We start from the raw sequence: 26,217 nt of genomic DNA on the forward strand, positions 1-26,217 counted from the left end.
GCGAAATAGTGGCATTTCAGATTCCGGACCTTCCGGCGCTCGCTCAGCGCGCCGCCAATGCGTTCCGCGGAAACCTCAAGGGGTCGGACGCGCGCCTCTGGCCTAACAACGTCGCTGTTTCTGCGAAAGTTATGGCCGGCGCCGTTTATGAGAATTTCTCTTTCCTGCAATGGATCTCGAAGCAAATTCTTGTCTCGACGGCCGACGGAGAATTCGTCGAGCGGCATGCGCGTGAGTATGGCATGGCGCGACTTCCGGCTACGTTTGCGACTGGCGCGGTCGTCATCGCTGGGGATCCTGGCATTGCGGTTCCGGCCGGCATCGTTCTGCTGCGCGCCGATAACATGGCCTACGATGTTATTTCGGCTGGTGTGACTGACGGCGACGGCAACGCCACCGTTCAGGTTCGCGCCCAGTCCCCAGGAAGGGCAGGTAATGCCGCGTCTGGCGTCGCACTCACCATGACGGCCGCTCTTGATCGATTGAATTCAGCTGCCGTTGTAGCAAGCGCTGGGATCGGAAGCGGTGCGGATTTGGAGTCGATTGAGAGCCTGAGATCTCGCGTCCTGTTTCGGAAGCGACTGCCGCCGCACGGCGGCGCCGCGCATGATTATGTTGCCTGGGCTCGAGAGATAAACGGCGTAACGCGCGTATTCGTCGATCCCGTTACGCAGTCCAATGATCGTACATCCGTCGGCGTTTGGTTTTTGATGGATGACACATATTCCGACGGGATCCCGCAAGGGTCAGACGTCCAGAACGTCGCCGATTATATCGAAACGGTCCGGCCGGCCGGTGCGCTCGTCGATGTTCAGGCACCGATCAAACAGGCTGTCAATATAACGATCACGGGGCTCTCGCCGGATACGACCATCGTGCGTGACGCGGTAAGGGCCGAGCTCGCAGATTTATTCCGCCGTCGCGTTGCGGTTTCGACGCTTACAAATCCATTCACACTATATCGCTCGAAAGTCGTCGAGGCGATTTCGATCGCCGTGGGGGAGGATCACCACACGCTGACAGCGCCGGCCGGTGATACAGCGGCGACCGTTGGGAAATTGCTGACGCTTGGCTCGGTGACTTTCGCATGACCGTAAGCTGCGATTCCGCGACCGACGATCCTTTTCTGTGCCCGAACAAATGGCAACTTTGGCGGCAGATCATGGCTCTGCTGCCGCGCGGTCGAGCATGGCAGACCAATCTTGATGCTCGCCAAATTGTCGTTCGCGATTCCAGCCAGGTCGGAACGTTCGAGGTGGGGCATACTGGCATTGGTGCGATCGAGCCAACTGTTGAGCAGCTGACAGGCCTGCAGCGCTACTGGCTCGCTTGCGCCGAGGTCCACGAATATTTGCATCAGCGCGCATGCGCGCTGATGGAAGAAATGTTTTGCGATACGACTAAAGAACTTCGCGGCGAGTGGGGGCACGACTACGGTTTTCCAGATAGCTGCGAACCGTACGATACGCTTTGCGATAAAGTCGTCGCAGTGGGGGGCAGCACCTGCGCATATCTCGCCAGTCTCGCCGCCCGCCTTGGTTACACCGTCGAATGCGATGAATGCCCGACTGCGACTGCGCGCGCGGACTGCCTCGAGGCCAACCTAGACGCTCTCGATTGTGATTGCGAACTGAATGCCATTCGGATCCGAATTTTCGACGGACCGAAACCCCTAGTCCCGACAGTTTTCGAAGCCGACGCTCTAGTCGCAGATTGCACGCCGCCGTGCCCGAGCGCGCCCGAACAGGTCGTTTGTTTAATCGAAAGATTCAAACCCGCTCACGTCCGAGCAATTTATGAGGTCGTTACCAATGTCTGAAAATATCGTTGGTCCGTTCGGAAGCGGCGTAAATGAAACGACGGATCGCCCCGAAGATGCCGACCCGACTGGATCGACAGACACCTGGTTTCAGCCTTGCGTCGGCGGCGCGGCTGGGACCGGTACAAAAGTCCCAGCCATTTGGCTGAACAAGGTAACGGCGCTTTTGCGTCGTGCTATTCGGGGCATGGGTGTCACCGACGATGCCACCGATGACGACATGCTTTTGAAGGCCATTCAAAAGACCGTCCGCGGCCTCGAGGATAAAGGCAACCCGGCACTCGGTGTTTCGATTCATGATGGCGTCAATGCGGGCACAAATAATTACAAGCTTCGGCGGCTTCGCGGTTCCGGCCTCACAGTTGCAATTGATCCGACGACTGGCGAAATCGTTCTGACTGTCGGTGGAGATGCTGTCAGCCTTGCGGGGCTCGCGCCAGTTATGATGATCGAGCAACGGCGTGCCAATCTCGCCGGCGCGCCGGCGCTGACGCGCAATGCTTGGACAACGCGCCCAATCAACACGGTATTAAAAAATCAGATTAGTGGCGCGTCGCTTTCAGCTTCACAGATCACTTTGCCTATAGGCACATTCAGGGTTTCATTTTTGGGGACTGCGTCGAATGCTGGGCATCACAGGACGCGGCTGCAAAATATAACCGATAACCAGACATTGGGTTTTGGGCACTCTGCCGACAGCCACTCCCAGACAGGGAACAATGATTCAACGCTCAATCCTTCCAGCGGCATTTGCTGGTTTACTCTTGCTGCTCCCAAAACTCTCGAACTGCAAACCTATTACGCTAGCTCGATATCAGTCACTGCGCGAATGGGTGACACAGAGGACCAAGACATAGGTTCCGGAAATTTCCACGTCGACGGCTGGCTCGAAATCATCAAGGAGGCCTAGCCGAATGTCTGATGTTCTCGACTTCTCCGGCGACTATGGCAGCGACACGCGTCCGGCGCGCGCTGGCGTTGGATCTCGCAAGCCATGGGCAAAAGATCCATCAGGGCCAAACGGCAGCGACGGCACGCGACTTGATGCAACGTTTGCAAACGATGTCGTCGCTCTTATCCGCGCAACCCTCGTAGCATTTGGCATAACTTCTAATGCGGGCGACGATGCGGCATTAGCCGATGCTATTCGGGCGGCGGTTTCTGCACCTGTCGGTGAGGCTGGCGGCATTGCGCCGCTGGACGGCGACGGTTTGGTGCCGGTTGAACGCCTTCCCGCGGTAGCCATTACCGATACGTTCAGCGCATCGAGCGACGCGGCTATGATTCTGCTCGATGCTCAAAAGGGGGACGTATGCATTCGAGACGACCTTAACAGGAGCTACATTCTTGCTGCGGCACCGGCGTCGACGCTTGCGAATTGGAAATTGCTTAAATCGCCGACGGACGCAGTATTGTCGGTCGCTGGACTTGTGGGCGCCATTACTGCGACTGCTCTTAAGGCCGCTTTAGGAATCACCGAATCTGATGTTTCGGGGCTTTCCGCTGATCTTGCAGCTATAAATTCCGCGCTGGGTGGAAAAGCGCCGCTGGCCTCTCCGAGCTTCAGTGGCAATCCGACGGCACCCACGCAGACGGGTGGCGATAATAGCACAAAACTTGCGAACACCGCTTTTGTCGCTGCAGCCATTGCGGCGATATCTAGTGGTGTGGCGTCGTTCAATACGCGCACCGGAGCCGTTTCGCTAACGTCCAGCGACGTGTTATCGGCACTCGGTTACACGCCAGCCACTACTAGTCGAAGTATTTCAACCTCAGGGCTCGCCACTGGTGGCGGTACTCTTGGGGCAGATCAGACGATCACTGTTACCGCGGCGCTCAAGGCGGACTATCTCGGCAAGACAAACACGAGCAAGGCTCTGACGGCAGGAAGTGTCTGGGGGGCGATGACGGAAGTCGCTCTGACCGATGGCGCCTCGATAAGTGGGTTCGATTTGTCAACTGGCGTCGATTTTACATTAGCTATTGCTGGCGCTGCCAGAACGTTTCCTAACCCTACAAACATCGTGCCGGGCCAGAAGGGCAGGGTTCGCATTCAGCAGGATTCTACAGGGGGGAGAACGATCACGGCTTGGGGCTCTGTGTATAAGTGGGTCGGCGGCAACGCTGGCGTTCTGTCTACAGCAGCGAATGCAGTGGACTATCTCGATTATGACGCGCGGTCGTCGAGCGAAGTGCGGCTCAGCCTCTCTAAGGGATGGGCTTGATCGTGATTGATCTGCATAAAGCTCCGGCGATTATTAGGCCCGCCCCAGAGGGCTATACGTGCAACGCCGCAGGTATGCTTATTCCAGATTGGAAAAGCGTCCGCTCCGAGATCAAAAAGACGAGGCGTAGCGGCCTCCCTGGCATGTTCAATCCTATGCTCGGCTTCGCCGCTGAGCCTGCTGCGGTACCGACATATCAGGATGCGCATTTCGACAACGGCAACTCAACTTCGTTCTCCTTTACGTTCACGTTGCCAACTCCAGCATTCGCTGGGCGGTGGCTGCTCGTTGCCGTCCATGGATACGGCACAAGCTCCAATCGCACTGTTTCGTCAGTCACCGTCTTTGGTAATTCCGCGACGATGGTGCCCGGCTGTCGTGCTCAGAACACGACGACGTCTGGTGTTGTCGAATTTTGGGCCGTTCAACTAGACAGTGGCAACACTGGAACTGTCGCGGTGACGTTCTCCGCATCTATGAGCGGCGCGTCGGTGCAAATTTTCAGTGTGGAGAATTTGCGTTCGATCACGCCGACCAGCACCCCTGCCGGATCGACGGCCGCGCCGGCCGTGGCTACGCTGAACATTCCAGCAAAAGGTTTTGGTATTGGCCTTGCGTACAGCGGCGGTGTGACCGCGCCAACCGCGACATGGTCCGGCCTGGCATTGGCTTTCACGCAATCGCTTGTGTCATCTAGTGTCGGCTCCACTAGCACCGCCGTTGCGACGTCGGATAGCAACATTCCCTCGCTGTCCGCGAGTTGCACTTGGTCAAATACGACGAGCGGGGGGCGTTGTGCGGTGTTTGCGACGTTCAGATAAACAGAAGTCAAAGTAGCCAGCAGCACTTCAACGGGGGACACTATGATCAACGCATCGGCTGACGCCGAGGCGCGCTTTCGCGCGTGCCTGGGGCAAACTCTGAAATGGGAAGGCGGCTATTCGAACGACAAATACGATCCTGGCGGCGCGACGATGCATGGCATCATTCAGCGCGAGTACGACGCCTTCCGCGCGCGCAAAAGTCTGCCAAAGCAGTCGGTGCGATTGATCTCGCAGGCTGAAGAACATGAAATCTATCAGCATAGCTATTGGGACGAGGTCCGCGCCGACGAATTGCCGAAGGGCGTCGACCTCGCCGTGTTCGATTACGGCGTCAACTCCGGCCCGCTGCGCGCCGTGAAGGCCATGCAGCGTGCTCTTGGTGTTTCTGCCACGGGCAACATCGGACAGGTTACACTTGATGCGCTTTCTGCTGTCGATCCCGACGAGTTGGTCGAAGCGATCATGAAGCAGCGGCGCGGTTTCCTAAAGGCGCTGAAGACGTTCTGGCGCTTCGGTAAGGGCTGGATGCGGCGCTGCGACGGCATCGAGCAGCAGGCGCTCGCCTGGGCTGGCACGAGCGCCGCTGTCGCGCTGGGTGGCTTCATGACCCAGCCGGAGTTCGATGGCGACCTGCAGGCGGCCTGCCAGGGCAAGGCCTACGACGAGACGCCGGAGAAGCCGTGGGATACGCCTGAAGGCAAGTCTGCGGTCGCAACGGGCGCAGCGGGCGGCGGCGGCGTCGTTGTATCCGGAGTCCATGCCGCCAATGCTGCCTATAGCGGCGGTCACTTCGATCTGGTGCTCTTTATCCTGACGCTCGCCAGCGATCCGACATTTCAAGTCGGCGTGGCAGCGCTTGTCGGTGCCGTGATCGGATGGTTCGGCCGTGGCCGTATTATTCGTCAGGAGGCGGTGTGATGTGGACCGCTTTGGCTCTGCTGTTCGGGCGGCTCAAGACGCGCGCCGCTCAAATCGGCGGTGGCGCGATCGGCGCCGCCGTCCTGGTCGTTCTCGCTATCGTCCTGGTCATCGTCAGCATCGTCTGGCTCAAGAACGTCATCGTCGATGGCGCGATCTCCGGCCGCGATCTCGCCTGGACGAAGACGCTGACGGCCGCCACCGACAAGGCCCGCAACGAGGAAGCGGCAAAGCGCGCCGAGCGCGAGCGTGCCGCCAACGCCGAGCGGGATAGGGCGCGCGCCGAGGCCGTCGCCGCCGTCGACCAGGTGCGCGAGCTCGAACAGGAGCTGGCGGCGCTGAAAGACAACCCGGTTTGTTACACGCCGGAAATCACGAGGATCCTGCGCAAATGAAACTGCACCTCGCCGCACTGCTCATCGTGCCGTTCCTGATGGGCACGGGTGGCTGCGCGTCCGAACCGCCGGAGCCGACCATCGTCGTCCGCAACGTCGAAGTGGAGCCGCCGGCCGAGTGCCTGGTGCCGGATCCGGCGTGGAAGAACCCGCCGGCAGACGGCGAGCGCGCGGCGTCGACGTCGCGCCGGGAACAAGAGAATAAGCGCGCGTTCAATGCCATGCGCGCCGAGCGTTCCGTGTGCCGGGCCGGGCTGAAGGCTACCGAAACTCCGGACTTCAAGGGATAGAGCACATGGACCTGAAATCGATCGAACACAACATCGAAGACGCTGCGGCCGATATCGAAAAGGGCGCGAAATCCTTTTTCGCTACCGTCACAAGCGCCGCTTCATCGTTCCTCGGCCTCGCCAATCCGAAATGGAAGCAGTTCGTCGCGGAATGGCGCATCTGGACCTGGACCAAGCGCGGGGCGTTCCTGGCCGTCGCGGCTCTCATCGCGTTTGCGGGCGTCCGCTACGGTGTTCGCGTCGTTGACATCGCCGGCGGCAACCTTCAGGCGGCTCGTGCCTACGCTCACGGCGACGTGGTGACGAAGGCTGACGTCGAGAGTGTGAAAACCGATGCCGATAAGCGTTTGCGCCTCGCCGAAGCGAGTTACAAAGCCGCCGTCGATGCGCTGAAACAGAAGGTCGATGCGCTGGGCGAGAAGTTCGACGGGCTCTCGGACAGCGTCCGGCAGCTGCAGCTCGAGGTTGGCGCACTCGAAGACGCCAACGCGTCTAAGCCTGCAGCCAGACTCACGACCAGTTCCATTTCGCCAAAGAAGAAAAAGCCGGCGGCAGTAACTGTCACGCCGTCGCTTACCGATCCTAGCACCTGGAAGATACTGCCGTAGCGGATCGGAGACGCAGCCAATGGCAGACGCCACATTTGAGTCAAACCATGAACCGATTTCCGCCGAGACATATCGACGAATTGCCGCCGGATTACCCCGGTCGTTGGTCGACGGGTTCCGCGCTCGAGATCGGAATACTGCTCGGCTCGATTCGCAACGAATTGGGACGCCAATCGGAAATATCTCTGGGGATGCTGGACGAGATCCGAGATTTGCCAGAGCGGTTGGCGACCAAGATCAAGAGCGAGGAACCGCGGCAAGTGCCGATGCTGGAGATCGGCACGAAGGTATTCGAGTTCATCAAGGAAGCGGCCCCATTGTTGGCGGTGCCGCTCGCGGCACTGGCAAAATACCTCGGTTTCGATCTGGGGTTCTTAGGGCATTAGTCCGTGCTCGTCGCATCTTCCGCCGACCGCGCGTTCGCTACGTGCTTTTTGCAGCTGCCGGCCTAGTGCTTTTGCTGCCGCGATCGGTTCTGTTCGGCGTCTGAGGTTTCCCCCTTCCTCTGCGTAACGCCGCCCGTCGGCGCCGCGTCAGCCTCCCTGCGCGCGCCACTCCCGCCGCCCCTTAAAGGGGGCGGCGGGGTCTTTTTTTGTTCAATCTTCCGACGCCGATGTGTAGCAAAGTGTGTAGCAAACCGTGTAGCAAAATCGGATTTCAGAAAATCGAGTGGTTTTTCCAGATAGAAAAAGCCTATGAATTTCAAGTATTTGCGACGTATTTTAGGGGGTAAGGGGTGGCTCCGCGGGTAGGATTCGAACCTACGACCATCCGATTAACAGTCGGACGCTCTACCACTGAGCTACCGCGGAATGCCGTGCAAAATGCCGGAGAGCGCTCCGCATAGCAGAACGTTTCGTCTCTGGCGAGGCCCTTTATTCTCTTTCTTCATGCGCCCAGGCAGAAGCGCACGACGTGATCGCATTTCAGTGCCGATGCGGCAACTGCGACCACCCGTCCCAGCATTGATTCCGGCGCGCAATTGCACCGGATTTCCGCACGGGTGGGTCTGGGTGGGCTTTGTTTTTTTGGAAGATTGGAGGCCACGCCCGGAATTGAACCGGGGTACGCGGATTTGCAGTCCGCTGCGTCACCACTCCGCCACGTGGCCTCAACGCTCAGTCAGCGGCGCACCGCCTTCGTCGTTTTGCGGAAATCAAGTCGATTTACCGAAGCGAACGGCCGTCTAACATAGAGCGGCGACACCTTACAAGTCGTAACGGTATTTGCCTATCCATGCGACGGCTTTCCCGTCGCGCCGCGCGCTTTGCTCGCGTATAGAACAGGTCTCGAATTCGCGGCCTTCGTTCCGGCGTCAGCCGGGTGACAACAGGCTTATAGCTGGGGACGGCAATGGCAGACATCGCTTTACAACGCAAAAACATGGTTGAGAGCCAAATTCGCCCGAGCGACGTGACCGATCGGCGCGTGACGGCCGCGATGAGCGCGATTCCCCGCGAGGCGTTCGTCCCCGCGAGACTGGCGAAGCTCGCCTATAGCGATGAAGCGCTTCATGTGGCGCCTGGTGCCGTGATGCTGCCGCCGACCGTTCTCGCGAAGCTCGTGCAACTCGCCGACATCAATCCCGCCGACTCGGTCCTCGTTATCGGCGGATGCGCCGGATACGCAGCGGCAATCGTCGCGCAGATTGCGAAATCGGTCGTCGCGTTGCTGCCAGATAGAGAGACCGCAACGTCTGTCACGGATGCTTGCCGCAGCGTTTCCATCGGCAACGTCACGGCGGTCGCCGGTGGACTGTCGGAAGGGTGGAAAGCTCAGGCACCCTATGACGTCATTATCGTCGAGGGCGGCGTCGAAACAATTCCCGACGCAGTCAAAGCGCAGCTGTCAGATGGCGGCCGTCTCGTTGCGATCGAAGTCGAGCGTGAGCTCGGCCATGCGTTTCTGCTGCAGAAGACGGGCGAATTTTTCGTTCGCCGCGACGCGTTTCAGACGGCTGCGCCGCTGCTGACGGGCTTTGAATCCGCGAAGCCTGCTTTCGTTTTCTAGTTCCGGACTGCTCTCACTCGCTGATCTATCGAACGCGACGATTCCATCGCCGCGCCGGCGTTTTTGCATCCGGCTTTCTAAACTCGAAGTTCGCGCGAAGAGTGTGTTTCGCGCCACGCTCGGCACGAAAATATTAATAAATGCTAGACGGATAGGCGTGGCGACCCAAGTTATCCGGTACGTTGTTGCGGGGACGCTTCGCCTTAGTGAAAGCCACTCGCAGCGAATCGGGTAAATGACGTTTCTGCATTTCTGAGGGGGAGCGTTCGCTAGTTCGGGGCCGCGAACGCCAGAATGGGTTCATGCAATTGTCGATGATAGCGCAAGCTCAACCGTCACGAATGCGCGCGCGGCTTAGGTCACGCTGCGCGATCTCGGCTCTGCTGGCTCTGGCCGGGGTTTTTGCGATTCCAACATCGGGATCGGCCGAGACACTCGTCGATGCTCTCTCAGCCGCATATCAATATAGCCCGACGCTCGATGCGGAACGCGCCCGGCAGAGAGCGCGCGACGAAGACATCGCGCGTGCGAATTCCGGTTATCGTCCCGATATCAATCTTTCCGCCAGCGTCGGCCGCCAGGGAACGTGGAGCAAGACTCCGCTGGGCAATAGCAGCAGCGTGTCATCGCCGCGCGGTTATGGCGTTGATCTGGTTCAGCCCGTCTTTACGGGCTTTCAAGTCACCAACGCCGTGAATGCGGCGGAGGCGACGGACCGGGCCGGGCGTGAAACGCTGCGCAATACGGAACAGCAGGTTCTGCTGGATGCCGTCACGGCCTACGGCGACGTCGTGCGCGATCAGGCGATCGTCAAGCTCAACGAGAACAACTTGAAGTTCCTCGACGCCGAACTGAAGGCGACGCAGGATCGCTTCAACGTCGGTGAAGTGACGAAGACCGACGTCGCGCAGGCTCAGGCCCGGCGTGCAGCGGGGCAGTCGGATCTCGATCAGGCGCGCGCCAACCTCAAGTCCAGCCGCGCCATCTTCGAGCAGGTCGTCGGACATCCTCCGTCAAACCTGATTGAACCCAATCCGAATACGAAGCTCGTTCCTCGCAGCGTCACGGACGCCATCGCGATCGGGACGAAAGAGAATCCGCAGGTCGTCCAGGCGCTCTACTCGGAGCAGGCTGGCCGGTTCAGCGTCGATCAGATTCGTGGCGAACTTCTTCCGCAGGCGCAGCTTGAAGCCAACTGGACGGACAGCTTCGACAGCTCGGAACTTATCGACCGGGGGAGCACGGCTTCCGTCGTCGGCCGCGTCAACGTTCCGATCTATCCGGCGGGTGGCGAAGTCTACGCGCGGCTGCGGCAGGCGAAGCATACGCACATTTCGCTTTTGCAGCAGATCGAGGAAGCGCGCTCGCTGACGCAGTCGCAGGTCGTCCAAGCGTGGGCGCAGCTACAAGGCTTTAAAGCCCAGTCAGAATCCGATCGTGCGTCCATCACGGCGAACACGACGGCTCTCGAAGGCGTCAAGGAAGAAGAGCGCGTCGGGCAGCGGACATTGCTCGACGTTTTGAACGCGCAGCAGGAACTGTTGCAGTCGCAGGTCAATCTCGAGACGACGAAGCGCAACATTCTCGTGGCGTCGTATACGCTGGTGTCCGCCGTCGGGCGTCTCAGCGTGTCCGAGGTCGGCGCTGCTACCGAAGTTTATCACCCCGAAGTGCATTACGAAGAAGTGCGCCGAAAGTGGTGGGGCATCGACATCACGCATGACGATGGCCGCCGTGAGCACATCGACGTCGGCGAGGACGGCAAGCCGCTGAAGTAGCGGGCGCGATCGCAGGCCGTCCATGATCGTCGGCTTGTGGCCTCCGGGCGGCGCAATATTGGCTCGTTTTGGCACGTTTCGCGGCGATTGCGTGCGGTCGCTGCCTTGAGAGTGCCGCGCTCCGGGGATAACTAATACCGGGATCGTTGCCGGGCGCTGCGCAACCTGCCACCATATTTGTCATCGGAGCAGATTATCCGATTGGTATGAGGGCGGGAACTTCGCTAAATCCGTGAAAGTTCACGGTCTCTCAGCCTGGCGTCGCCGTCGCGAGAAGGTACGAGTATGTCGAGATTTGAACCCAACGTCGAACCGAGCATGGAGGAGATCCTTGCTTCGATCCGCAAGATCATCGCGGAAGACACGTCGGGTTCGAGGACCGTGCCGCCTCCGGCGCCGTCGCGCGCACCACAATCGCCCGTTCGTCCGAACGCAGCTGTGAGGCCCGCAGCGCCGCAACAGCGCGGGTTCATGTCGCGCGAAGCTTTCATGAAATCGTCGGCTCCGGCGGACGAGCCAGGTGACCAGCGCTTTTTCACGCCCGTGACGCCGCCGCAGGAATCGGTCACGCCTGAATCCGCTCCGAAATCGGCAAGTGGAGTCAGCGCCGCGAAAGCCGCACCTGCGCCGGCTCCGGCGCCCGTAAAGGTCGAACCTAAATCCGCTGAGACGCCGGCTGCCGTCGCGATCAAACCTTTCGAGCCCGAGAAGGCGCAAGCTTCGTCGATCAAGCCGGAGCCGGAAAAGCCTGCCGACACATCGATTGCGGCAGAGGTCCAGGCGATCGTCGACGCCGAGCACAAATCGGTGACGGTCGAAACCACATCGGAAGCACAGCTGATCGACGCGCAACTCGTCGAGCTTCTCGGCGAGGATCTCAAAGCATTACGCGAGGCGGACGAACGTCAGGACTGGAAGAATGCGCCGACGCTCGACGCTGCGGCAAAGGTCGCGCCTACACCGGCAGTTGCCGCGCCGAAGCCGGCGGAGCCTACCCTCAAAGTCAATGGCGCGGCAGCTAGCGCCATTTCCCCGCCGGTTGCGACACGGGTCGAGCCGCAGGAAACGCCTGCCGCCGCCGATCCTTTCGCGTTCGATCTCGGTCCTTCGCCATTTCTGCCTCGCGCGCTGAACGAGAAGCCGACGCAGCAGCAGATTTCGATTGATCCGGCGCAGGCGCCTCCGCGCGCAAGCGTGCCGCAGCAACATGACGCTCGACCGTCGCCCGCGTTGCCAGGATGGCCGAAAGCCAATGGCTCGCCCGTTGTGCAGGAAACGGCGCGTCCTGCGGCAGCACCGGCACCTACATCGGCGCCGAGAGCGGCGGAGTCTCAGCCAGCGCCCGCTGCTGCACGTCCGCAGACTTTCGCCGTGCCGAGCGTTTCGGCGACGCTTGGGCCGCATCGCACGCTCGAGCCTCTGTCGGACTCGTTCAAGCCTGCCGCTCCGGCGCACAGCAAGCCTGCAGAGTCGGAAGCGGATCCGTTTCCGTTCCGCGCTCTTCCGAGAAGCGTCGAGATGCCAGCCGAACCGGCACGCCCGCCGCTCGACAACCGATTGCAGCCGGCACACGTGCCGCCACTATCGGCCCTGCCGCCGCTGGACGTCGAAGCTGAGCCGGTCATCGGTGGCGATCGCACGATGGAAGACGCGGTCGCAGACCTTTTGCGCCCGCTGCTCAAGACGTGGCTTGCCGAAAATATGCCAAAGATCGTGGAGCGCGCACTTCGCCGTGAAATGACCGAGCGGCTGTTGCCAGGGCACAAGAACAGCCGCGACTAACAATCTGAAATTCAATGCAGAGCATGAGCAAAAGCGGAGGTATCTCCGCTTTTTTTGTATCTGCAGCAAATTTTCCTTGATCGTGACTTCCGCCACACGGTTGCCGCGAGTGGGCCTTAGCAATTTGTCTCAGGCGGGCGACGCCAAGTCACCAGTTGGGTGATGCGGTCCGCACGTGACGTCACTGGGGGGCTGAGCTGCGATCGGAGTGCGCAGCGCTTTCTTTCCAGACAGGACGAACCGGAGGGGCAACGGGGTGCCGACGCGGTTCTGCGAATTCGTATTCGTACGCAGAGAGGAAGCGTCATGAACATGATGAATGGAGCAAGAAACGACGTCGAAGACATACTTGCATCGATCCGCACGAGTATCGCCGATCGATCGCCAGGGTTCGACGCAGACAGGCGGGAGGCGCGTGTGACGACACTAAGAGGTCGCGGAAATATTGCCGATGAGGCATTGGAATTTGAGCTGCCGGCTATTTTCAAGGCTCCGGCGCAACCCCAGGCCGAGCGGCCGAATTTGCTGGGACGCCTCAGCGAAGCACTCGGTACAAACGCGCAGCATGCGCAGGAGAGCGAGTGGGGCCGGCGAACTGCGCGGACTGTCATACCCTTCGAGCCGATCCACGGGCGCATGATCGAGCCGCCGCCGGTCGCGCTCGACACGGTCAAGGAGCCGGCGCAAACAGCTGCCCAGCCCGCGCCGCAGAGCGAAGACGTCAAGCGCGTCATGACATCGTTTTTCGACACGCGTATGAGCCGCATGACGTTCGCGGCGCCTGTGCCGCAGCCTGAACCGGAGCCCGCTCCTCAGCCGGCGCAGAGGGCCTACGTGCCCGAGCCGCCCCGGCTGCCCGATGGCGGCAATTTCGCCAATGGCGGTGTCGAGGATGCGGCAGCGCAGCTTCTACGGCCGATCCTGCGTCAGTGGCTGACCGAGAATATGCCTAAAATTGTCGAAAAGGCGCTGCGGGACGAAACCGGCAAGCGCTGATTGCAACGCGCCGGAATCCGGCACCTGCATGCGTCCAAGAGGGTGGCAAGGTTGACAGCGTACGAATGTCAGCCTTACCACCGGTGTCGAACAACCGCGGTTGGAAACGACACCCTCTCAGATGCTTGAAAAAACGTTCCGCCCGGCCGAAATCGAGCCGCGCATCAATTCCGAATGGGACAAGTCCGAAGCGTTCAAGGCCGGTCGCGCCGTTACAGGCGGAAAGAACGCGTCCTACTCCATCGTCATCCCGCCGCCGAATGTCACCGGCTCGCTCCATATGGGGCACGCGCTCAACAATACGCTGCAGGACATCCTCGTGCGTTTCGAGCGCATGCGGGGCCGCGATGTTCTCTGGCAGCCCGGCACCGACCATGCCGGCATCGCGACGCAGATGGTCGTCGAGCGCCAGCTTGCCGCCGGTAAGCAGCCGTCGCGGCGCGAGCTTGGGCGCGAGGAATTCCTGAAGCGCGTCTGGGCGTGGAAAGAGGAATCCGGCGGCACCATCATCAATCAGCTGAAACGCCTCGGCGCGTCGTGCGACTGGTCGCGCGAACGCTTCACGATGGACGAGGGGCTGTCGAAGGCGGTCGTGAAGGTCTTCGTGCAGCTCTACAACGAGGGGCTGATCTACAAGGATAAGCGTCTCGTCAATTGGGACCCGAAGTTTCAGACCGCGATCTCGGATCTGGAAGTCGTGCAGGTCGAGGCGCGCGGAAAATTCTCGTGGTCGAAGGACGGCGGCGAGCCGTTCGATGCGGCGGCGCTCGGCAAAGTGCTCGCGAAAGATCCGAGCGGGCACATGTACCATTTCCGCTATCCGCTCGCAGCGAAGGTGGCTGGCTACGACAAGGATTACATCGTCGTCGCGACGACACGGCCCGAGACGATGCTCGGCGATACGGGCGTTGCGGTGCATCCCGACGACGAGCGTTACGCGGCGCTGATCAAGGCTGGCGCGAAAGTGAAGCTGCCGCTTGTCGGGCGTGAAATTCCGATCGTTGCGGATGAATACTCCGATCCCGAGAAGGGAACGGGTGCGGTGAAGATCACGCCCGCGCACGACTTCAACGATTTCGAGGTCGGCAAGCGGCACAATCTCGCGCAGATCAACGTGCTCGATGCGTACGGCAAGCTGGTCGACGACGTGCCAGAGGCCTATCGCGGGCTCGATCGCTTCGAGGCGCGGCTGCGTGTCGTCGCCGATATCGATGCGCTGGGCCTGCTCGAAAAGATCGAGCCGACGACGCATACGGTCCCGCACGGCGATCGATCGAATGTCGTCGTCGAGCCGTGGCTGACGGATCAGTGGTACGTCAACGCCGCCGAGCTTGCGAAGCCCGCGATGGCGGCGGTCGAGAACGGCAAGACGGTTTTCGTTCCGAAGAATTGGGAGAAGACCTACTTCGAGTGGATGCGGAACATCCAGCCTTGGTGCATCTCGCGTCAGCTGTGGTGGGGGCACCAGATTCCGGCGTGGTACGGGCCGGACGGCAAGTACTTCGTTGCGGCGACGGAAGACGAAGCTCAGGCGCTGGCGCAGGCGTATTACGCCAAGTCCCCCACCCCTAACCCCTCCCCGCAAGGGGGAGGGGAAACGTCGGGTAGTCACGTCGTGCTCAAGCGCGACGAGGATGTGCTCGACACGTGGTTCTCATCGGCTTTGTGGCCGTTCTCGACGCTCGGCTGGCCGGACGAGACGCCGGAGCTTGGCCGCTACTATCCGACGAGCGTGCTCGTTACCGGCTTCGACATCATCTTCTTCTGGGTCGCCCGCATGATGATGATGGGCCTGCACTTCATGGACGAAGTGCCGTTCAAGGACGTCTACATCCATGCCCTCGTTCGCGACGAGAGGGGGCAGAAGATGTCGAAGTCGAAGGGCAACGTCATGGACCCGCTCGTCCTGATTGACGAGTTCGGAGCCGACGCGCTGCGCTTCACGCTCGCGGCGATGGCGGCGCAGGGGCGCGATATCAAGCTCGCGAAGTCACGCGTCGAAGGCTATCGCAATTTCGCGACCAAGCTCTGGAACGCCTCGCGCTTCGCGGAGATGAACGAGTGCGTGCGGCAGCGCAATTTCGATCCGAAGTCGGCGACGCAGATATTTAACAAATGGATCATCGGCGAGGCCGAACTGACCGCGAAGGCCGTTACCGAAGCGCTCGAAGGCTATAAATTCAACGAAGCGGCCGCTGCGATCTATGAATTCGTCTGGGGCGAGTTCTGCGATTGGTATCTCGAACTGATCAAGCCGTTGCTCGCGGGCGATGACGAGGACGCGAAATCCGAGACGCGCGCCGTCACGGCGTGGACGCTCGATCAAATCCTCAAGATGCTGCACCCGTTCATGCCGTTCATCACGGAAGAGCTTTGGGCGCACATGGTCGAGCACGGCGTCAAGCGCGACGATCTTCTGGTGCTCAGCGAGTGGCCGAACCTCGACGGCCTTGTCGAGCGCGACGCTGTCGATGAGGTGAACTGGGTCGTGTCGCTGATTTCGGAAGTGCGCTCGGTGCGTACCGAAATGAGCGTTCCGGCGGGCGCGAAGGTGCCGCTCGTCATCGTCGGTGCCAGCGACGCCATGCGCGAGCGCGTCCATCGGAATGACGAAACGCTGAAGCGGCTGGCGCGTCTCGACGGTATCGACTTCGCCGATATCGCGCCCAAAGGCGCGGCGCTGATCGTTGCGGGCGAGACGACGGCGGCGTTGCCGCTCGCAGGCATTATCGACATGGCTGCCGAGAAGCGGCGTCTTGCGAAAGAGATCGACAAGGCGGACAGCGACCTCAAGAAGATGGATGCGAAACTTTCCAACCCGCAGTTCATGGAGCGGGCGAAGGAAGAAGCCATTGAGGAAGCGAAAGAACGCAAGGCCGAACTCGAAGCCGAGATCAAGCGGTTCTCGGCTGCGCTAAAACGGCTGGAGGATGTCGGCTGACCTGAGTTCTTTGCCGAGCCTGTCGTGGATGGCCGCCTTCGCGGCCATGACGATCAGGTTGGCAGGACGGGTGCCGTGACGGATTGTTTGCTCGTCTCATTCCGTCATGGCCGCGCAGGCGGCCATCTACGCGTGTCTTGTTCTCGCGCTCAAAGCGTGCCGGCGAAATTTTGGATCGTGATGGTCGCCGGTTTCAGAAATTCGACGCGCAGTTCTGCGAGCTTCCAACCGACGCGCGTCAGTTCCAGCTTGCCGAGATAGAGCCGCGTTTCGTCGTTCTTGTCCGCCATGTCGATTTCGAACGTGGTGAAGCCGGTGAACTCGGCGCGCTTCACACGCGCCCAGGCCCGAGAGACCCGCTCAAGGATCGGGAGCGCGTTCGTGCCGTCATCGCCTGAAACGTAATCGCGATACGTTTTTTGCACCGTGAAGAGCTGCGGCAGGCCTTCTGGCGTTACGTAGGAGTCGACGAGACTGTCGATGGCGCCGCGGCCCCAATAGGCTTTCGCTCGCTGCCAGAGGCTCGGATTTGCGGGCTCGGTCTGCTCGGCATTCGGCAAGTCGAGTGCGATGCGCGCGATCGAGGGCTTCAGTGTTTCGCGCACGCTCGGCCATTCGATCGCGGTCGTCAGATACGCGGAATTGCCGTTGCGCACGGCTTCGCGAATGTTCCACGCCGTGAGGAACGGCGCGCCGATGTAGCCAACGGCGAGGAGGGCGATCAGCCCGACCGAAATCCAGAGCGGCTTTTTCATCGTGGTTGGTGGCGACCCTGTGCGGTTCAACTGGCACTCCGCGAATTTACACCCAAATCCGACGATCTTCGGGCCGAGCACAACCGGCGGCCGCATATCAACCGTTATTGTCGGGCTTCGGCGGTTCGATCGTCGTTTTGCAGATCGACTGCAACTCTTGCCAGGACTGCGCATCGAGCGCGGGTGTCGCGGGATAATCGGGCTGCTGGCGGACGAGCTTCGCGCGCTCGGCTGCTGGGGGATGCGTCCGCAGCCAGTTGAGCGCACCGCCGTTCGAGCCGGAGTTGTCCGTCTCCATTTTGGTGACGCGCATGAAGAAATTGCCGAGCCCTTTCGGAGCGATGCCTGCGCCTTTCAGCAGATGCAGAGCGTCGAGATCGGCTTCGCGCTCGGCGCCACGCGAATAGCCGAGCTGCGCCAGCATCAGACCGGCGTTGGCAAGGCCGCCGCCGCCGAGCATGATTTCAACGGCCGCCGCGAGACCGACGCTGCGAATGATGCCGGTTTCCGGATGCATTTCGATGCCGTGGCCCATTTCGTGCGCCAGAACGCCCGCGACCTCGTCAGGGTTTTCGGCTTTGTCGATCAAGCCTTTGGTCAGGACGATTTGCCCACCGGGTACGGCGAAGGCGTTCATCAGCGGCCAGTCGTAGACGCGGACGTTGAAAGAGACGCCTTCCGGCGCGGCCTTGGAGAGCCGCTCGGACAGTTTCGCAAGCGCCGCGACGCCGCTCGCGTCGGCGCATTGCTTATGACCTTGCGTCATCGACTCGCGCGCCGAGTCGCCGAGACGTTGCCGCCAGCTATCGGGCAGCGCCGTCGCAAATGATCTGAGCGGGCTCCATCCGGCGGCGAAGCTCGCGGCGACCGCCAAGGCGACGAGGGCGGCGAGGAGCAGTCCCCATCTCCAGTTGCGCCAGCGCGCGGCTCGCGCCGTCAGATGCGGGGCGTGCGATGCCAGATCAGCGGCGAATCGGCCGCCTTGCACGAACAGCGATGCGCCGGGGGCGTCCGGGGACGACAGCAGCACGTCGATCGCGTTGGCGCGGACCGGCTCCAGCGTTCGCAGTCTGTCGTACTGCCAAATCTGCGACGGATGGCCGGGCCCGAGATCGATCTCGACGCCGCTGAGCCCGAGCGTCGCAACGCCATCCACAGGCGAAGTCGCCCGGCCGCCGGTGAAGCGGCAATAGTACCGGACGGGATCGGCATGGGTCGTGTCGTTCGGTGACATCAGAGAATTCCGGCATTGGACGTGGGGGTGAAAGGCGCGCCGCACCGGCCGTCATCTAAGCATGCGAAAGCCGAAAATGAATGTCTCCAGAGGGACAAAGTCGGGCCGCGGTGATGACGTACTCGTCGGCTATCCAATCGGTACGCTGACGTTGAGGAAAGGCGGATCGGTTCTCCCATGCGGGTGAGGCGAAAGACGTCCCTTTACCATGAACGGGGACATGCCACCCAAATGTTGCTTAACAGCAACTCGTTTGCGGTGCAGCGCCACTTTCGAGCCACAAAGCGCGCGCAGGTGCAGAAGTGAGGCCGACGCTTTGGAATAATTCTCATGCAGGTGAGAGCGATTCCTATTCGAGCGTGACGGCCGGCATCCCTGGAACGGAACTCGAGGCAAGGCAGGGGGCCGAAGAGGAAAGTAATGGACGCCAAGACGTTCGATAAGTCGAAGTTGCCCAGCCGCCATGTCACGGAAGGCCCGTCGCGCGCGCCGCATCGCTCCTACTATTACGCGATGGGATTGGAAGAGGCCGACATCAAGCGTCCGTTCGTCGGCGTCGTCTCCTGCTGGAATGAAGCTGCGCCGTGCAATATTTCGCTGATGCGCCAGGCGCAGTCGGCCAAGGCGGGCGTCACTGAAGCTGGCGGCACGCCGCGCGAGTTCTGCACGATCACTGTCACCGATGGCATCGCGATGGGCCATCAGGGCATGAAGTCGAGCCTCGTGTCGCGCGAGGTCATCGCCGATTCGATCGAGCTCACGATGCGCGGGCATTGCTATGATGCGCTCGTCGGCATCGCGGGCTGCGACAAGAGCCTGCCCGGCATCATGATGTCGATGCTGAGGCTTAACGTTCCGAGCGTCTTCATGTACGGCGGCTCGATCCTGCCGGGAAAATTCAAAGGCCGCGACGTCACCGTCGTCGACGTGTTCGAAGGCGTCGGCATGCATTCGGCGGGCAAAATGTCGGCGGCGGAATTGCATGAGCTGGAATGCGTCGCGTGTCCGTCGGCGGGCTCATGCGGCGGCCAGTTCACGGCCAACACGATGGCGTGCGTGTCCGAGGCGATCGGGCTTGCGCTGCCGGGTTCGGCTGGCGCGCCGGCACCCTATGAAAGTCGCGACGCGTACGCGACCGAAAGCGGGAAGGCCGTCATGCGCCTGATCGCCGACGGCATTCGTCCGCGCGATATCTGCACGAAAAAAGCCTTCGAGAATGCCGCTGTCGTTATCGCCGCGACGGGCGGCTCGACCAATGGCGCGCTGCATCTACCGGCGATGGCGCACGAGGTCGGGATCGATTTCGATCTTTTCGATGTCGCTGAGATTTTCCGCAGGACGCCGTACATCGCCGACCTGAAGCCCGGCGGTCAGTACGTTGCGAAAGACGTCTACGATATCGGCGGCGTTCCGCAGATTTTGAAAGCGCTGCTCGAGGGCGGCGTTTTGCACGGCGACTGTCTAACTGTGACTGGAAAGACGCTCGCGCAGAATCTCGAAAGCGTGAAATTCAACCGCGATCAGAAAGTCGTATTTCCGGTCTCCAATCCGATTTCGCCGACGGGCGGCGTGGTTGGGCTCAAGGGCTCGCTCGCACCCGATGGCGCGATCGTGAAGGTCGCCGGGCTGAAGACACATCAGTTCCGCGGACCCGCACGCTGCTTCGATTGCGAGGAAGATGCGTTCCAGGCCGTCGAAGAGCGCAACTACAAGGACGGCGAGGTGATCGTCATCCGTTACGAGGGGCCGAAGGGCGGCCCGGGCATGCGCGAGATGTTGTCGACGACCGCGGCGCTTTACGGCCAGGGCTCCGGCGACAAGGTCGCGCTGATCACCGACGGACGGTTCTCGGGCGCGACGCGCGGGCTTTGCATCGGCCACGTTGGTCCGGAAGCAGCGGTCGGCGGACCGATCGGACTTCTGAAGGATGGCGACATTATCGTCATCGATACCGAACTCGGCACGCTCGATGTCGAGGTGAGTGCGGAGGAGTTGGAACGGCGGCGCAAGACGTGGAAGGCGCCGGCGAACATGTATCAGTCAGGGGCACTGAGAAAATTTGCAGACCAAGTGGGACCGGCCAGGTACGGCGCCGTAACCCATGCGGGAGGAAAGGCGGAAGTGCACTGCTATGCGGATATCTAAGCTTTCCATTGCGGGTAGTGTTGCAATTTTTTGCACGATGGTCGGTTCGGCGTTTGCAGCCGGCGTGACGTTTCGATCGCCTGACGATGCGATGAAGCAGGGCATCTCGGCGTTCAACGGCGGATATTACGAGCTGGCGCTTCCGGCGTTCGAAGCATTGGAAGCGTCAAAGCCGCAGATCGCGCGCTATTACGAGGCGCGCATCTACGGCGACAACGAAGGCGCTTATACCGATCACGGCAAGGCCTACAAAATTTACGCGAAGCTCGCCGAAGAGCTGAAGGACGTCGATCCCGACGACGAGGAACTCGCGCCGATCGCCGCGAAGGCATTGACGGCGGTGTCGATGTATCTTCGCGACGGCATTACCGACGAAGGTGTCCGCCCAGACGTTGCCGCCGCCGATCAGGCGTTGCAGCGCGCGGCCCTGACCTTCAACGATGAAGATGCGCAGTTCGAGCTTGCGAAGGTTTTCCTTCGCGGCGAAGGGCCCGAGATGGCCGGCTCCGAAGATCCGTCGAGCAAGATCGAGAATGGCCGTCACTGGCTGTCGCGGCTGTCCCGCTCCGGTCATCCTGGCGCGCAAGCCTTTCTTGCTGACCTGCTCTGGCGGGGCAAGTTCGTGCAGAAGGATCAGGCAGCCGCGCTCAATCTGATCGATGTCGCGGTTTCGAATGCGTCGCCGACGGAGCGTGTCTGGATCGAGGACATCTATCAGAAGATTTTCTGCAACGCGGGCGAAGGCGTTCGTCTGCAGGCGACGGGCCGCGTCGCCGACTGGCACAAGCGTTACGGGCGCAGTCCGCAAGTTCGCGACAATCGGGATGGTCTCGACAGTCTGTCCGCCGAACCGGTCAGGACGTGCGCAAACGGTGAACTCGTACACCCCATGATGGCGACGGATGCTCCGCCTGCCGTTTCAGCGCAGTTGCCGGCGGCAAGCCCGGCTGTCCGGCCGAGCCATCAGGTCACGATCGGAATCGGGATCAGCGCGCCCGGCTTTGCGCCAGCCTCTGGCATCGGCGGACCGCCGGTTTCGACGGGATCGTCGAGCGGGTTCGCTCCGGCTGGCGCTTCGTCTCCAGGCGGCGACCGCTAGACGCTCCGCTAGCCCGCGAGCTTGACCCAAACGGGCACGTGATCGGACGGCTTTTCCTGCGCGCGTGTCGCGCGATCGATGCCTGACGCCACGAGCAGATCGGCGGCCTGGCTCGAGAGCAGGATGTGGTCGATGCGGATGCCGTCGTCCTTCTGGAAGGCGCCGGCCTGATAGTCCCAGAACGTGTAGACGCCGGGACCCGGATGGCAGGCGCGCGTTGCGTCCGTGAAGCCTTCGTTCACCAGCGTGCGCCAGGCCGCGCGGCTTTCCGGCTGGAACAATGCGTCGTTGACCCACGCCGCCGGACGCTTGGCGTCGACGGATTCCGGAATGACGTTGAAGTCGCCTGCGAGCACGAGCGGCATTTCATCTTGCTGCAGTTGCTTTGCCCGGAGCCGCATGCGCGCCATCCAGGCAAGCTTGTAGGAGAACTTCTCGGTGCCGATCGGATTGCCGTTCGGCAGATAAAGCGAGACGACGCGGACCATGCGATCGCCGAGCGGAACGGACGCCTCGATCCAGCGGGCATGCTGATCGGCGTCATCGCCCGGAAGTCCGCGCACCACGTCTTCGAGCGGCGACTTCGAGAGGATCGCGACGCCGTTGAAACCCTTCTGGCCGTTGGTCGCAACGTTGTAGCCGATGTCCTGAAACGCCGACGTCGGAAACCCGTCGTCGACGGATTTGATCTCCTGGAAGCAGATGACGTCCGGAGACTGCTGGCGCAGATACGTCAGCGCCGACTCGAGGCGGGCCTTGACGCCGTTGATATTCCACGTGGCGAGGATCATGGTTCCACCATGTGCCATCGCACCGCGCATAAATCAATTTGAGATCGGTTCAGACGGAGAAGCTGGTGCCGCAACCGCACGATGCGGTCGCAACCGGGTTCTTGATCTTGAAGGCGGCGCCGATCAGATCGTCGACGAAGTCGATCTCGGCGCCTTCCATGTATTGCAGCGAGACCGGATCGATGACGACGACAGCGCCGGCCCGTTCGATGACGAAATCGTCGGCGGCGCGCGCGTTGGTTAGATCGAATTTGTACTGAAATCCGGAGCAGCCGCCACCCTCGACGGAAACACGCAGAACGGGCGATCCCGGTTCGCTGCCTGCGATTTCGGAAATTCGTGTTGCGGCTTGTTCGGTTACGGTGACGGTCATCGGTTTCTGGGCTTTTTCCTGATCTGCACCACGAAACTGGGGAGCCTGGCTGGCGCCCCCGGCTCCAAATAGATAGGAAGGCGCGTGAACATATCAAATATCAAGTGCGGCCGCCGATGCCAACCAGGTTAAAGCCGGGCGCCGACCTCGCAGATTACGGCCAGAATCTGCGACCGGGTGAGCGCGTACCGGCCAATTATGCCGCCAGCGCCGTGCCGTCTCGGGGACGGCTTGCGGCCGAGCCGGACTGTACAACCCGCAGTCCGTTTCAGCGTGACCGCGATCGCGTGCTGCATTCCTCGGCCTTCCGGCGGCTGGCGTACAAAACACAGGTGTTCCTGCCGCACGAGGGTGATCATTACCGCACGCGCCTGACGCATACGCTGGAAGTGGCGCAGATCGCACGAACGATGGCGCGGCAGCTCAGGCTCGACGAGGATCTCGCGGAGACGATCGCGCTGGCGCACGATCTCGGACACTCGCCATTCGGTCACGCGGGCGAACGCGCGCTCGACACCGCCATGACGGATTTCGGCGGCTTCGATCACAATGCGCAGTCGGTTCGCGTCGTCACCAAGCTCGAGCGCAAGTACCTAGCGTTCGACGGGCTCAATCTGACTTGGGAGACGCTCGAAGGGCTGGTGAAGCACAACGGGCCGGTCAAGGCTTCGCGGTCGGCGGTCGCGAAAGTCGTGCGCCAGTTCGACGATTGGCGGCCTCTCGATCTCGACAAGTGGGCGTCGGCGGAAGCGCAGGTCGCGAGCCTTGCGGATGACATCGCGTACCTTTCGCACGACGTTGACGACGGATTGCGCGCCGGGTTGATCTCGCTCGGCGCTTTGGCCGAGACGCCGCTCGCCGGCGGCATGGCGCGGGAGGTCATGTCGCTCGGAAAGACGGTCGAGACCGGTCGGGTGATCTACGAAATCACACGCCGGATGATCACGGTGATGGTCGGCGATGTGATCGACGAAAGCCGCCGCAGACTTGCAGCGCTCGCGCCGTCGTCGGCGGACGATATCCGCCATGCGGGTAAGGCGACGGTGGCGTTCTCCGGGGAGATGTTCGCGGACCTCGCTCAGCTGCGGAAGTTTCTGTTCAAGTCCGTCTATCACCATCGCAAGGTGCTCGACGTGATGGAACGTGCCGAGCAGATCGTGCGCGATCTGTTTGCCCGCTACAACGCCGATCCCGCGGCGCTCCCGGAGGACTGGCGCGACGCTGCGTTAAGCCTCGATGCCAACGGCCGGGCGCGGCTGGCATGCGACTTCCTTGCGGGGCAGACGGACCGTTACGCCATCGCCGAATACCGCCGATTGTTTGACGCCACGGCGGAACTGCGATAGGCGCGAGCTTTGATTGGCGCTGGCGACACTCCTTCGTCGTGCCGGCCGCCAGCGCTCCGCGGTTTCCGTGGCGTTTTCTCAAGGACACCCATGAACGTTTTTTCCGAAGTTGAAGCACGGGTCAGAGCTGCGCTCGAGGCGCTGAAGACCGAAGGCGTGCTGCCGTCCGACCTCGCGCTGCCGGAATTCGATGCGGAGCCGCCGCGCGATGCGAGTCACGGCGACATCGCGGTCAATGCCGCGCTCGTGCTCGCCAAGGCGGCGAAGAAGAAGCCGCGCGATATCGCGGACGCCTTGAAAGCGAAACTCGAAGCGCACGGCGATATCCAGAAGATCGAGGTCGCGGGACCGGGCTTTCTCAACATCACATTCAAGCCTGAAGTCTGGCACGGTCTCGTGCGCGACATTCTCAGCGAAGGTGGACGATACGGAGCGGGCTCATCGCGCGGCGACGGCAAGCTCAACGTCGAATACGTGTCGGCCAATCCGACAGGTCCGATGCACGTCGGTCATTGCCGTGGCGCGGTGTTCGGCGATGCGCTCGCCAACCTGCTCGTGTTCGCAGGCTACGATGTCACGCGCGAATACTACATCAACGACGCGGGCGGGCAGGTGAACGTGCTCGCGCGTTCGGCGTTCCTCCGCTACCGCGAGGCGCTGGGCGAAGACATCGGCGCGATCCCTGAAGGGCTCTATCCCGGCGACTATCTGAAGCCGGTCGGCGAAGCGCTCGCCAAAGAGCACGGGCCGTCGCTCATCAACATGCCGGAAGAGCGCTGGCTGCCGATCGTTCGCTCCATCGCAATCGAAAAGATGATGGCGATGATCAAGGACGATCTCGCCGCGCTCAACATCCGGCACGATGTCTTCTTCTCGGAAGCCTCGCTGCAAGCGGACGGCAAGGATCAGATCAAGGCGGCGATCGCGGAGCTCGAGAAGAAGGGGCTCATCTACGAAGGCAAGCTCGAGAAGCCCAAGGGACACGATGACGACGATTGGGAAGACCGGGTTCAGACGCTCTTCAAATCGACGGACTTCGGAGACGACGAAGATCGCGCGCTGAAGAAGTCGGACGGCACCTACACGTATTTCGCGGGCGACGTCGCCTATCACTACGACAAGTTGAGCCGCGGCTTCCGTCACCTGATCAACGTCTTCGGGGCCGATCACGTCGGCTACATACCGCGCATCAAGGCGGTCGTCGCCGCGCTTTCCGATAAGACGGCTGACCTCGACGTGAAGGTAGTGCAACTCGTCAGGCTCTTTAAAGCGGGTGAGCCCTATAAGATGTCGAAGCGCGCCGGGACATTCGTGACGCTGCGCGACGTCGTCGACGAAGTCGGCCGCGATCCGGTCCGCTACATGATGCTTTACCGGAAGAACCAGGAAACGCTCGATTTCGATTTCGCGAAGGTGACCGAACAGTCGAAGGACAATCCTGTCTTCTACGTGCAATACGCGCATGCGAGATCGGCGAGCGTACTGCGAAACGCCGTCGAACAGATCCCGGGACTCGATGTGTCCGTCGACGTGTTGCGGCGCGCCGACCTGTCGCTGCTGACCGATACTGGTGAAATCGATCTCATCAAGCGGTTGGCGAGCTTCCCGCGATTGGTCGAGGGCGCGGCTTCGGCACACGAGCCGCACCGGATCGCGTTCTATCTCTACGATCTCGCGAGTGCGCTACATTCGCAGTGGACCCGCGGCAACGATTCGCCACATTTGAGATTTATTCAATCAAATGACGGGGTTGCGACTTCCGCGCGGCTCGCGCTGATTGCCGCCACAAAGACGGTGATAAAATCGGGACTGGATGTCCTTGGCGTCGAGGCGCCCGATGCGATGCGCTAAAGTCTCGAATCGACGATTTGGTGCAGCTCGAGTCTGC

At 61.3% G+C, this 26,217-nt stretch carries 23 protein-coding genes and 2 tRNA genes; 19 read left to right on the forward strand and 6 right to left on the reverse strand.

The features are described from left to right. The first annotated feature begins 8 nt into the window (after positions 1 to 8). The 10 genes from HDEN_RS06080 to HDEN_RS06125 are packed head-to-tail and all read left to right on the forward strand — an operon-like array spanning position 9 to position 7,465. Positions 9 to 1,091, forward strand: a complete 1,083-nt coding sequence (locus HDEN_RS06080) for a baseplate J/gp47 family protein (protein ID WP_013215263.1) — start codon at positions 9 to 11, stop codon at positions 1,089 to 1,091. Continuing rightward, on the forward strand, positions 1,088 to 1,819 hold the full coding sequence (locus HDEN_RS06085) for a DUF2313 domain-containing protein (protein ID WP_013215264.1): 732 nt from the start codon (positions 1,088 to 1,090) through the stop codon (positions 1,817 to 1,819). The genes HDEN_RS06080 and HDEN_RS06085 overlap by 4 nt, the downstream gene beginning before the upstream one ends. After that, a complete protein-coding gene (locus HDEN_RS06090; RefSeq protein ID WP_013215265.1) occupies positions 1,812 to 2,729 on the forward strand; it encodes a hypothetical protein in 918 nt (305 codons plus the stop codon). Before HDEN_RS06085 ends, HDEN_RS06090 begins: the two co-directional genes overlap by 8 nt. 4 nt (positions 2,730 to 2,733) lie before the next feature. Beyond that, positions 2,734 to 4,044, forward strand: a complete 1,311-nt coding sequence (locus HDEN_RS17715) for a hypothetical protein (RefSeq protein ID WP_013215266.1) — start codon at positions 2,734 to 2,736, stop codon at positions 4,042 to 4,044. Next, positions 4,041 to 4,865 carry a hypothetical protein gene (locus HDEN_RS18140; RefSeq protein ID WP_150103208.1) on the forward strand — a complete coding sequence of 275 codons (825 nt, stop codon included), beginning with the start codon at positions 4,041 to 4,043 and terminating at the stop codon, positions 4,863 to 4,865. Before HDEN_RS17715 ends, HDEN_RS18140 begins: the two co-directional genes overlap by 4 nt. A 42-nt stretch (positions 4,866 to 4,907) precedes the next feature. Then, positions 4,908 to 5,786, forward strand: a complete 879-nt coding sequence (locus HDEN_RS17720) for a glycoside hydrolase family 108 protein (RefSeq protein WP_013215268.1) — start codon at positions 4,908 to 4,910, stop codon at positions 5,784 to 5,786. Beyond that, positions 5,786 to 6,181 carry a hypothetical protein gene (locus HDEN_RS06110; RefSeq protein WP_013215269.1) on the forward strand — a complete coding sequence of 132 codons (396 nt, stop codon included), beginning with the start codon at positions 5,786 to 5,788 and terminating at the stop codon, positions 6,179 to 6,181. The genes HDEN_RS17720 and HDEN_RS06110 overlap by 1 nt, the downstream gene beginning before the upstream one ends. Then, a complete protein-coding gene (locus HDEN_RS06115; RefSeq protein ID WP_013215270.1) occupies positions 6,178 to 6,471 on the forward strand; it encodes a hypothetical protein in 294 nt (97 codons plus the stop codon). Before HDEN_RS06110 ends, HDEN_RS06115 begins: the two co-directional genes overlap by 4 nt. A 5-nt stretch (positions 6,472 to 6,476) precedes the next feature. Continuing rightward, on the forward strand, positions 6,477 to 7,079 hold the full coding sequence (locus HDEN_RS06120; RefSeq protein WP_013215271.1) for a hypothetical protein: 603 nt from the start codon (positions 6,477 to 6,479) through the stop codon (positions 7,077 to 7,079). A 47-nt stretch (positions 7,080 to 7,126) separates the two neighbouring features. Then, positions 7,127 to 7,465 carry a hypothetical protein gene (locus tag HDEN_RS06125; protein WP_013215272.1) on the forward strand — a complete coding sequence of 113 codons (339 nt, stop codon included), beginning with the start codon at positions 7,127 to 7,129 and terminating at the stop codon, positions 7,463 to 7,465. Between the two features lie 351 nt (positions 7,466 to 7,816). On the opposite strand, the gene HDEN_RS06130 is transcribed toward HDEN_RS06125, so the two are convergent. Both HDEN_RS06130 and HDEN_RS06135 read right to left on the reverse strand, forming a co-directional pair. Beyond that, a tRNA-Asn gene (locus HDEN_RS06130) sits at positions 7,817 to 7,891 on the reverse strand. Positions 7,892 to 8,116: 225 nt separating this feature from the next. Continuing rightward, positions 8,117 to 8,190, reverse strand: a tRNA-Cys gene (locus HDEN_RS06135). Positions 8,191 to 8,432: 242 nt separating this feature from the next. Here HDEN_RS06135 and HDEN_RS06140 point away from each other — a divergent pair. The 5 genes from HDEN_RS06140 (at position 8,433) to HDEN_RS06160 (ending at position 16,586) form a co-directional block, all read left to right on the forward strand. Beyond that, entirely contained in the window at positions 8,433 to 9,089 is a 657-nt protein-coding gene (locus HDEN_RS06140; RefSeq protein WP_013215273.1) for a protein-L-isoaspartate O-methyltransferase family protein, read from the forward strand. Between the two features lie 302 nt (positions 9,090 to 9,391). Continuing rightward, positions 9,392 to 10,867, forward strand: coding sequence for a TolC family outer membrane protein (locus HDEN_RS06145; RefSeq protein WP_150103209.1), 1,476 nt, complete (start codon positions 9,392 to 9,394; stop codon positions 10,865 to 10,867). Between the two features lie 285 nt (positions 10,868 to 11,152). Then, positions 11,153 to 12,649 carry a DUF2497 domain-containing protein gene (locus HDEN_RS06150; RefSeq protein WP_013215275.1) on the forward strand — a complete coding sequence of 499 codons (1,497 nt, stop codon included), beginning with the start codon at positions 11,153 to 11,155 and terminating at the stop codon, positions 12,647 to 12,649. Between the two features lie 306 nt (positions 12,650 to 12,955). Continuing rightward, positions 12,956 to 13,645 carry a DUF2497 domain-containing protein gene (locus HDEN_RS06155; RefSeq protein WP_013215276.1) on the forward strand — a complete coding sequence of 230 codons (690 nt, stop codon included), beginning with the start codon at positions 12,956 to 12,958 and terminating at the stop codon, positions 13,643 to 13,645. Between the two features lie 121 nt (positions 13,646 to 13,766). Then, a complete protein-coding gene (locus HDEN_RS06160) occupies positions 13,767 to 16,586 on the forward strand; it encodes a valine--tRNA ligase (protein WP_013215277.1) in 2,820 nt (939 codons plus the stop codon). 149 nt (positions 16,587 to 16,735) lie between these two features. Here HDEN_RS06160 and HDEN_RS06165 read toward each other — a convergent pair whose 3' ends face one another. Together HDEN_RS06165 and HDEN_RS06170 are read right to left on the reverse strand one after the other, a co-directional pair. Next, positions 16,736 to 17,371 carry a DUF2939 domain-containing protein gene (locus HDEN_RS06165; protein WP_245256743.1) on the reverse strand — a complete coding sequence of 212 codons (636 nt, stop codon included), beginning with the start codon at positions 17,369 to 17,371 and terminating at the stop codon, positions 16,736 to 16,738. Positions 17,372 to 17,438: 67 nt separating this feature from the next. Beyond that, positions 17,439 to 18,575 (reverse strand): M48 family metallopeptidase, encoded by a 1,137-nt coding sequence (locus tag HDEN_RS06170; protein WP_013215279.1) that lies wholly within the window; start codon positions 18,573 to 18,575, stop codon positions 17,439 to 17,441. A gap of 420 nt (positions 18,576 to 18,995) precedes the next feature. Between HDEN_RS06170 and ilvD the strand changes: the two genes are divergently transcribed. Both ilvD and HDEN_RS06180 read left to right on the forward strand, forming a co-directional pair. Then, positions 18,996 to 20,720 (forward strand): dihydroxy-acid dehydratase, encoded by a 1,725-nt coding sequence (ilvD, locus tag HDEN_RS06175; protein WP_013215280.1) that lies wholly within the window; start codon positions 18,996 to 18,998, stop codon positions 20,718 to 20,720. Next, on the forward strand, positions 20,707 to 21,819 hold the full coding sequence (locus HDEN_RS06180; protein WP_013215281.1) for a tetratricopeptide repeat protein: 1,113 nt from the start codon (positions 20,707 to 20,709) through the stop codon (positions 21,817 to 21,819). Before ilvD ends, HDEN_RS06180 begins: the two co-directional genes overlap by 14 nt. Before the next feature lie 8 nt (positions 21,820 to 21,827). Here HDEN_RS06180 and xth read toward each other — a convergent pair whose 3' ends face one another. After that, positions 21,828 to 22,610, reverse strand: coding sequence for an exodeoxyribonuclease III (gene xth / locus HDEN_RS06185; RefSeq protein WP_013215282.1), 783 nt, complete (start codon positions 22,608 to 22,610; stop codon positions 21,828 to 21,830). 49 nt (positions 22,611 to 22,659) lie between these two features. Next, the gene (gene erpA / locus HDEN_RS06190; RefSeq protein ID WP_013215283.1) at positions 22,660 to 22,983 is read right to left on the reverse strand and encodes an iron-sulfur cluster insertion protein ErpA; all 324 of its coding nucleotides are present in this window, start codon (positions 22,981 to 22,983) and stop codon (positions 22,660 to 22,662) included. 116 nt (positions 22,984 to 23,099) lie between these two features. On the opposite strand from erpA, the gene HDEN_RS06195 reads away from it, so the two are divergent. Beyond that, complete coding sequence (locus HDEN_RS06195) at positions 23,100 to 24,329, forward strand: deoxyguanosinetriphosphate triphosphohydrolase (RefSeq protein ID WP_013215284.1); 1,230 nt, start codon at positions 23,100 to 23,102, stop codon at positions 24,327 to 24,329. 90 nt (positions 24,330 to 24,419) lie between these two features. Next, entirely contained in the window at positions 24,420 to 26,180 is a 1,761-nt protein-coding gene (argS, locus tag HDEN_RS06200; RefSeq protein WP_013215285.1) for an arginine--tRNA ligase, read from the forward strand. Positions 26,181 to 26,217: the final 37 nt, after the last annotated feature.

Source organism: Hyphomicrobium denitrificans ATCC 51888, from assembly GCF_000143145.1.
GTDB lineage: Bacteria > Pseudomonadota > Alphaproteobacteria > Rhizobiales > Hyphomicrobiaceae > Hyphomicrobium_B > Hyphomicrobium_B denitrificans.

Excerpts from the sequence above, each read along its gene's own strand:
- erpA (WP_013215283.1), bottom strand. The coding sequence starts at position 22,983 with ATGACCGTCACCGTAACCGAACAAGCCGCAACACGAATTTCCGAAATC.
- HDEN_RS06115 (WP_013215270.1), top strand. The coding sequence starts at position 6,178 with ATGAAACTGCACCTCGCCGCACTGCTCATCGTGCCGTTCCTGATGGGC.
- HDEN_RS06180 (WP_013215281.1), top strand. The coding sequence starts at position 20,707 with ATGCGGATATCTAAGCTTTCCATTGCGGGTAGTGTTGCAATTTTTTGC.
- xth (WP_013215282.1), bottom strand. The coding sequence starts at position 22,610 with ATGATCCTCGCCACGTGGAATATCAACGGCGTCAAGGCCCGCCTCGAG.
- argS (WP_013215285.1), top strand. The coding sequence starts at position 24,420 with ATGAACGTTTTTTCCGAAGTTGAAGCACGGGTCAGAGCTGCGCTCGAG.
- HDEN_RS06090 (WP_013215265.1), top strand. The coding sequence starts at position 1,812 with ATGTCTGAAAATATCGTTGGTCCGTTCGGAAGCGGCGTAAATGAAACG.
- ilvD (WP_013215280.1), top strand. The coding sequence starts at position 18,996 with ATGGACGCCAAGACGTTCGATAAGTCGAAGTTGCCCAGCCGCCATGTC.
- HDEN_RS06120 (WP_013215271.1), top strand. The coding sequence starts at position 6,477 with ATGGACCTGAAATCGATCGAACACAACATCGAAGACGCTGCGGCCGAT.
- HDEN_RS06140 (WP_013215273.1), top strand. The coding sequence starts at position 8,433 with ATGGCAGACATCGCTTTACAACGCAAAAACATGGTTGAGAGCCAAATT.
- HDEN_RS06145 (WP_150103209.1), top strand. The coding sequence starts at position 9,392 with ATGCAATTGTCGATGATAGCGCAAGCTCAACCGTCACGAATGCGCGCG.
- HDEN_RS06155 (WP_013215276.1), top strand. The coding sequence starts at position 12,956 with ATGAACATGATGAATGGAGCAAGAAACGACGTCGAAGACATACTTGCA.
- HDEN_RS06195 (WP_013215284.1), top strand. The coding sequence starts at position 23,100 with ATGCCAACCAGGTTAAAGCCGGGCGCCGACCTCGCAGATTACGGCCAG.
- HDEN_RS06160 (WP_013215277.1), top strand. The coding sequence starts at position 13,767 with ATGCTTGAAAAAACGTTCCGCCCGGCCGAAATCGAGCCGCGCATCAAT.
- HDEN_RS17715 (WP_013215266.1), top strand. The coding sequence starts at position 2,734 with ATGTCTGATGTTCTCGACTTCTCCGGCGACTATGGCAGCGACACGCGT.
- HDEN_RS17720 (WP_013215268.1), top strand. The coding sequence starts at position 4,908 with ATGATCAACGCATCGGCTGACGCCGAGGCGCGCTTTCGCGCGTGCCTG.
- HDEN_RS06170 (WP_013215279.1), bottom strand. The coding sequence starts at position 18,575 with ATGTCACCGAACGACACGACCCATGCCGATCCCGTCCGGTACTATTGC.
- HDEN_RS06110 (WP_013215269.1), top strand. The coding sequence starts at position 5,786 with ATGTGGACCGCTTTGGCTCTGCTGTTCGGGCGGCTCAAGACGCGCGCC.
- HDEN_RS06150 (WP_013215275.1), top strand. The coding sequence starts at position 11,153 with ATGTCGAGATTTGAACCCAACGTCGAACCGAGCATGGAGGAGATCCTT.
- HDEN_RS06125 (WP_013215272.1), top strand. The coding sequence starts at position 7,127 with ATGAACCGATTTCCGCCGAGACATATCGACGAATTGCCGCCGGATTAC.
- HDEN_RS06085 (WP_013215264.1), top strand. The coding sequence starts at position 1,088 with ATGACCGTAAGCTGCGATTCCGCGACCGACGATCCTTTTCTGTGCCCG.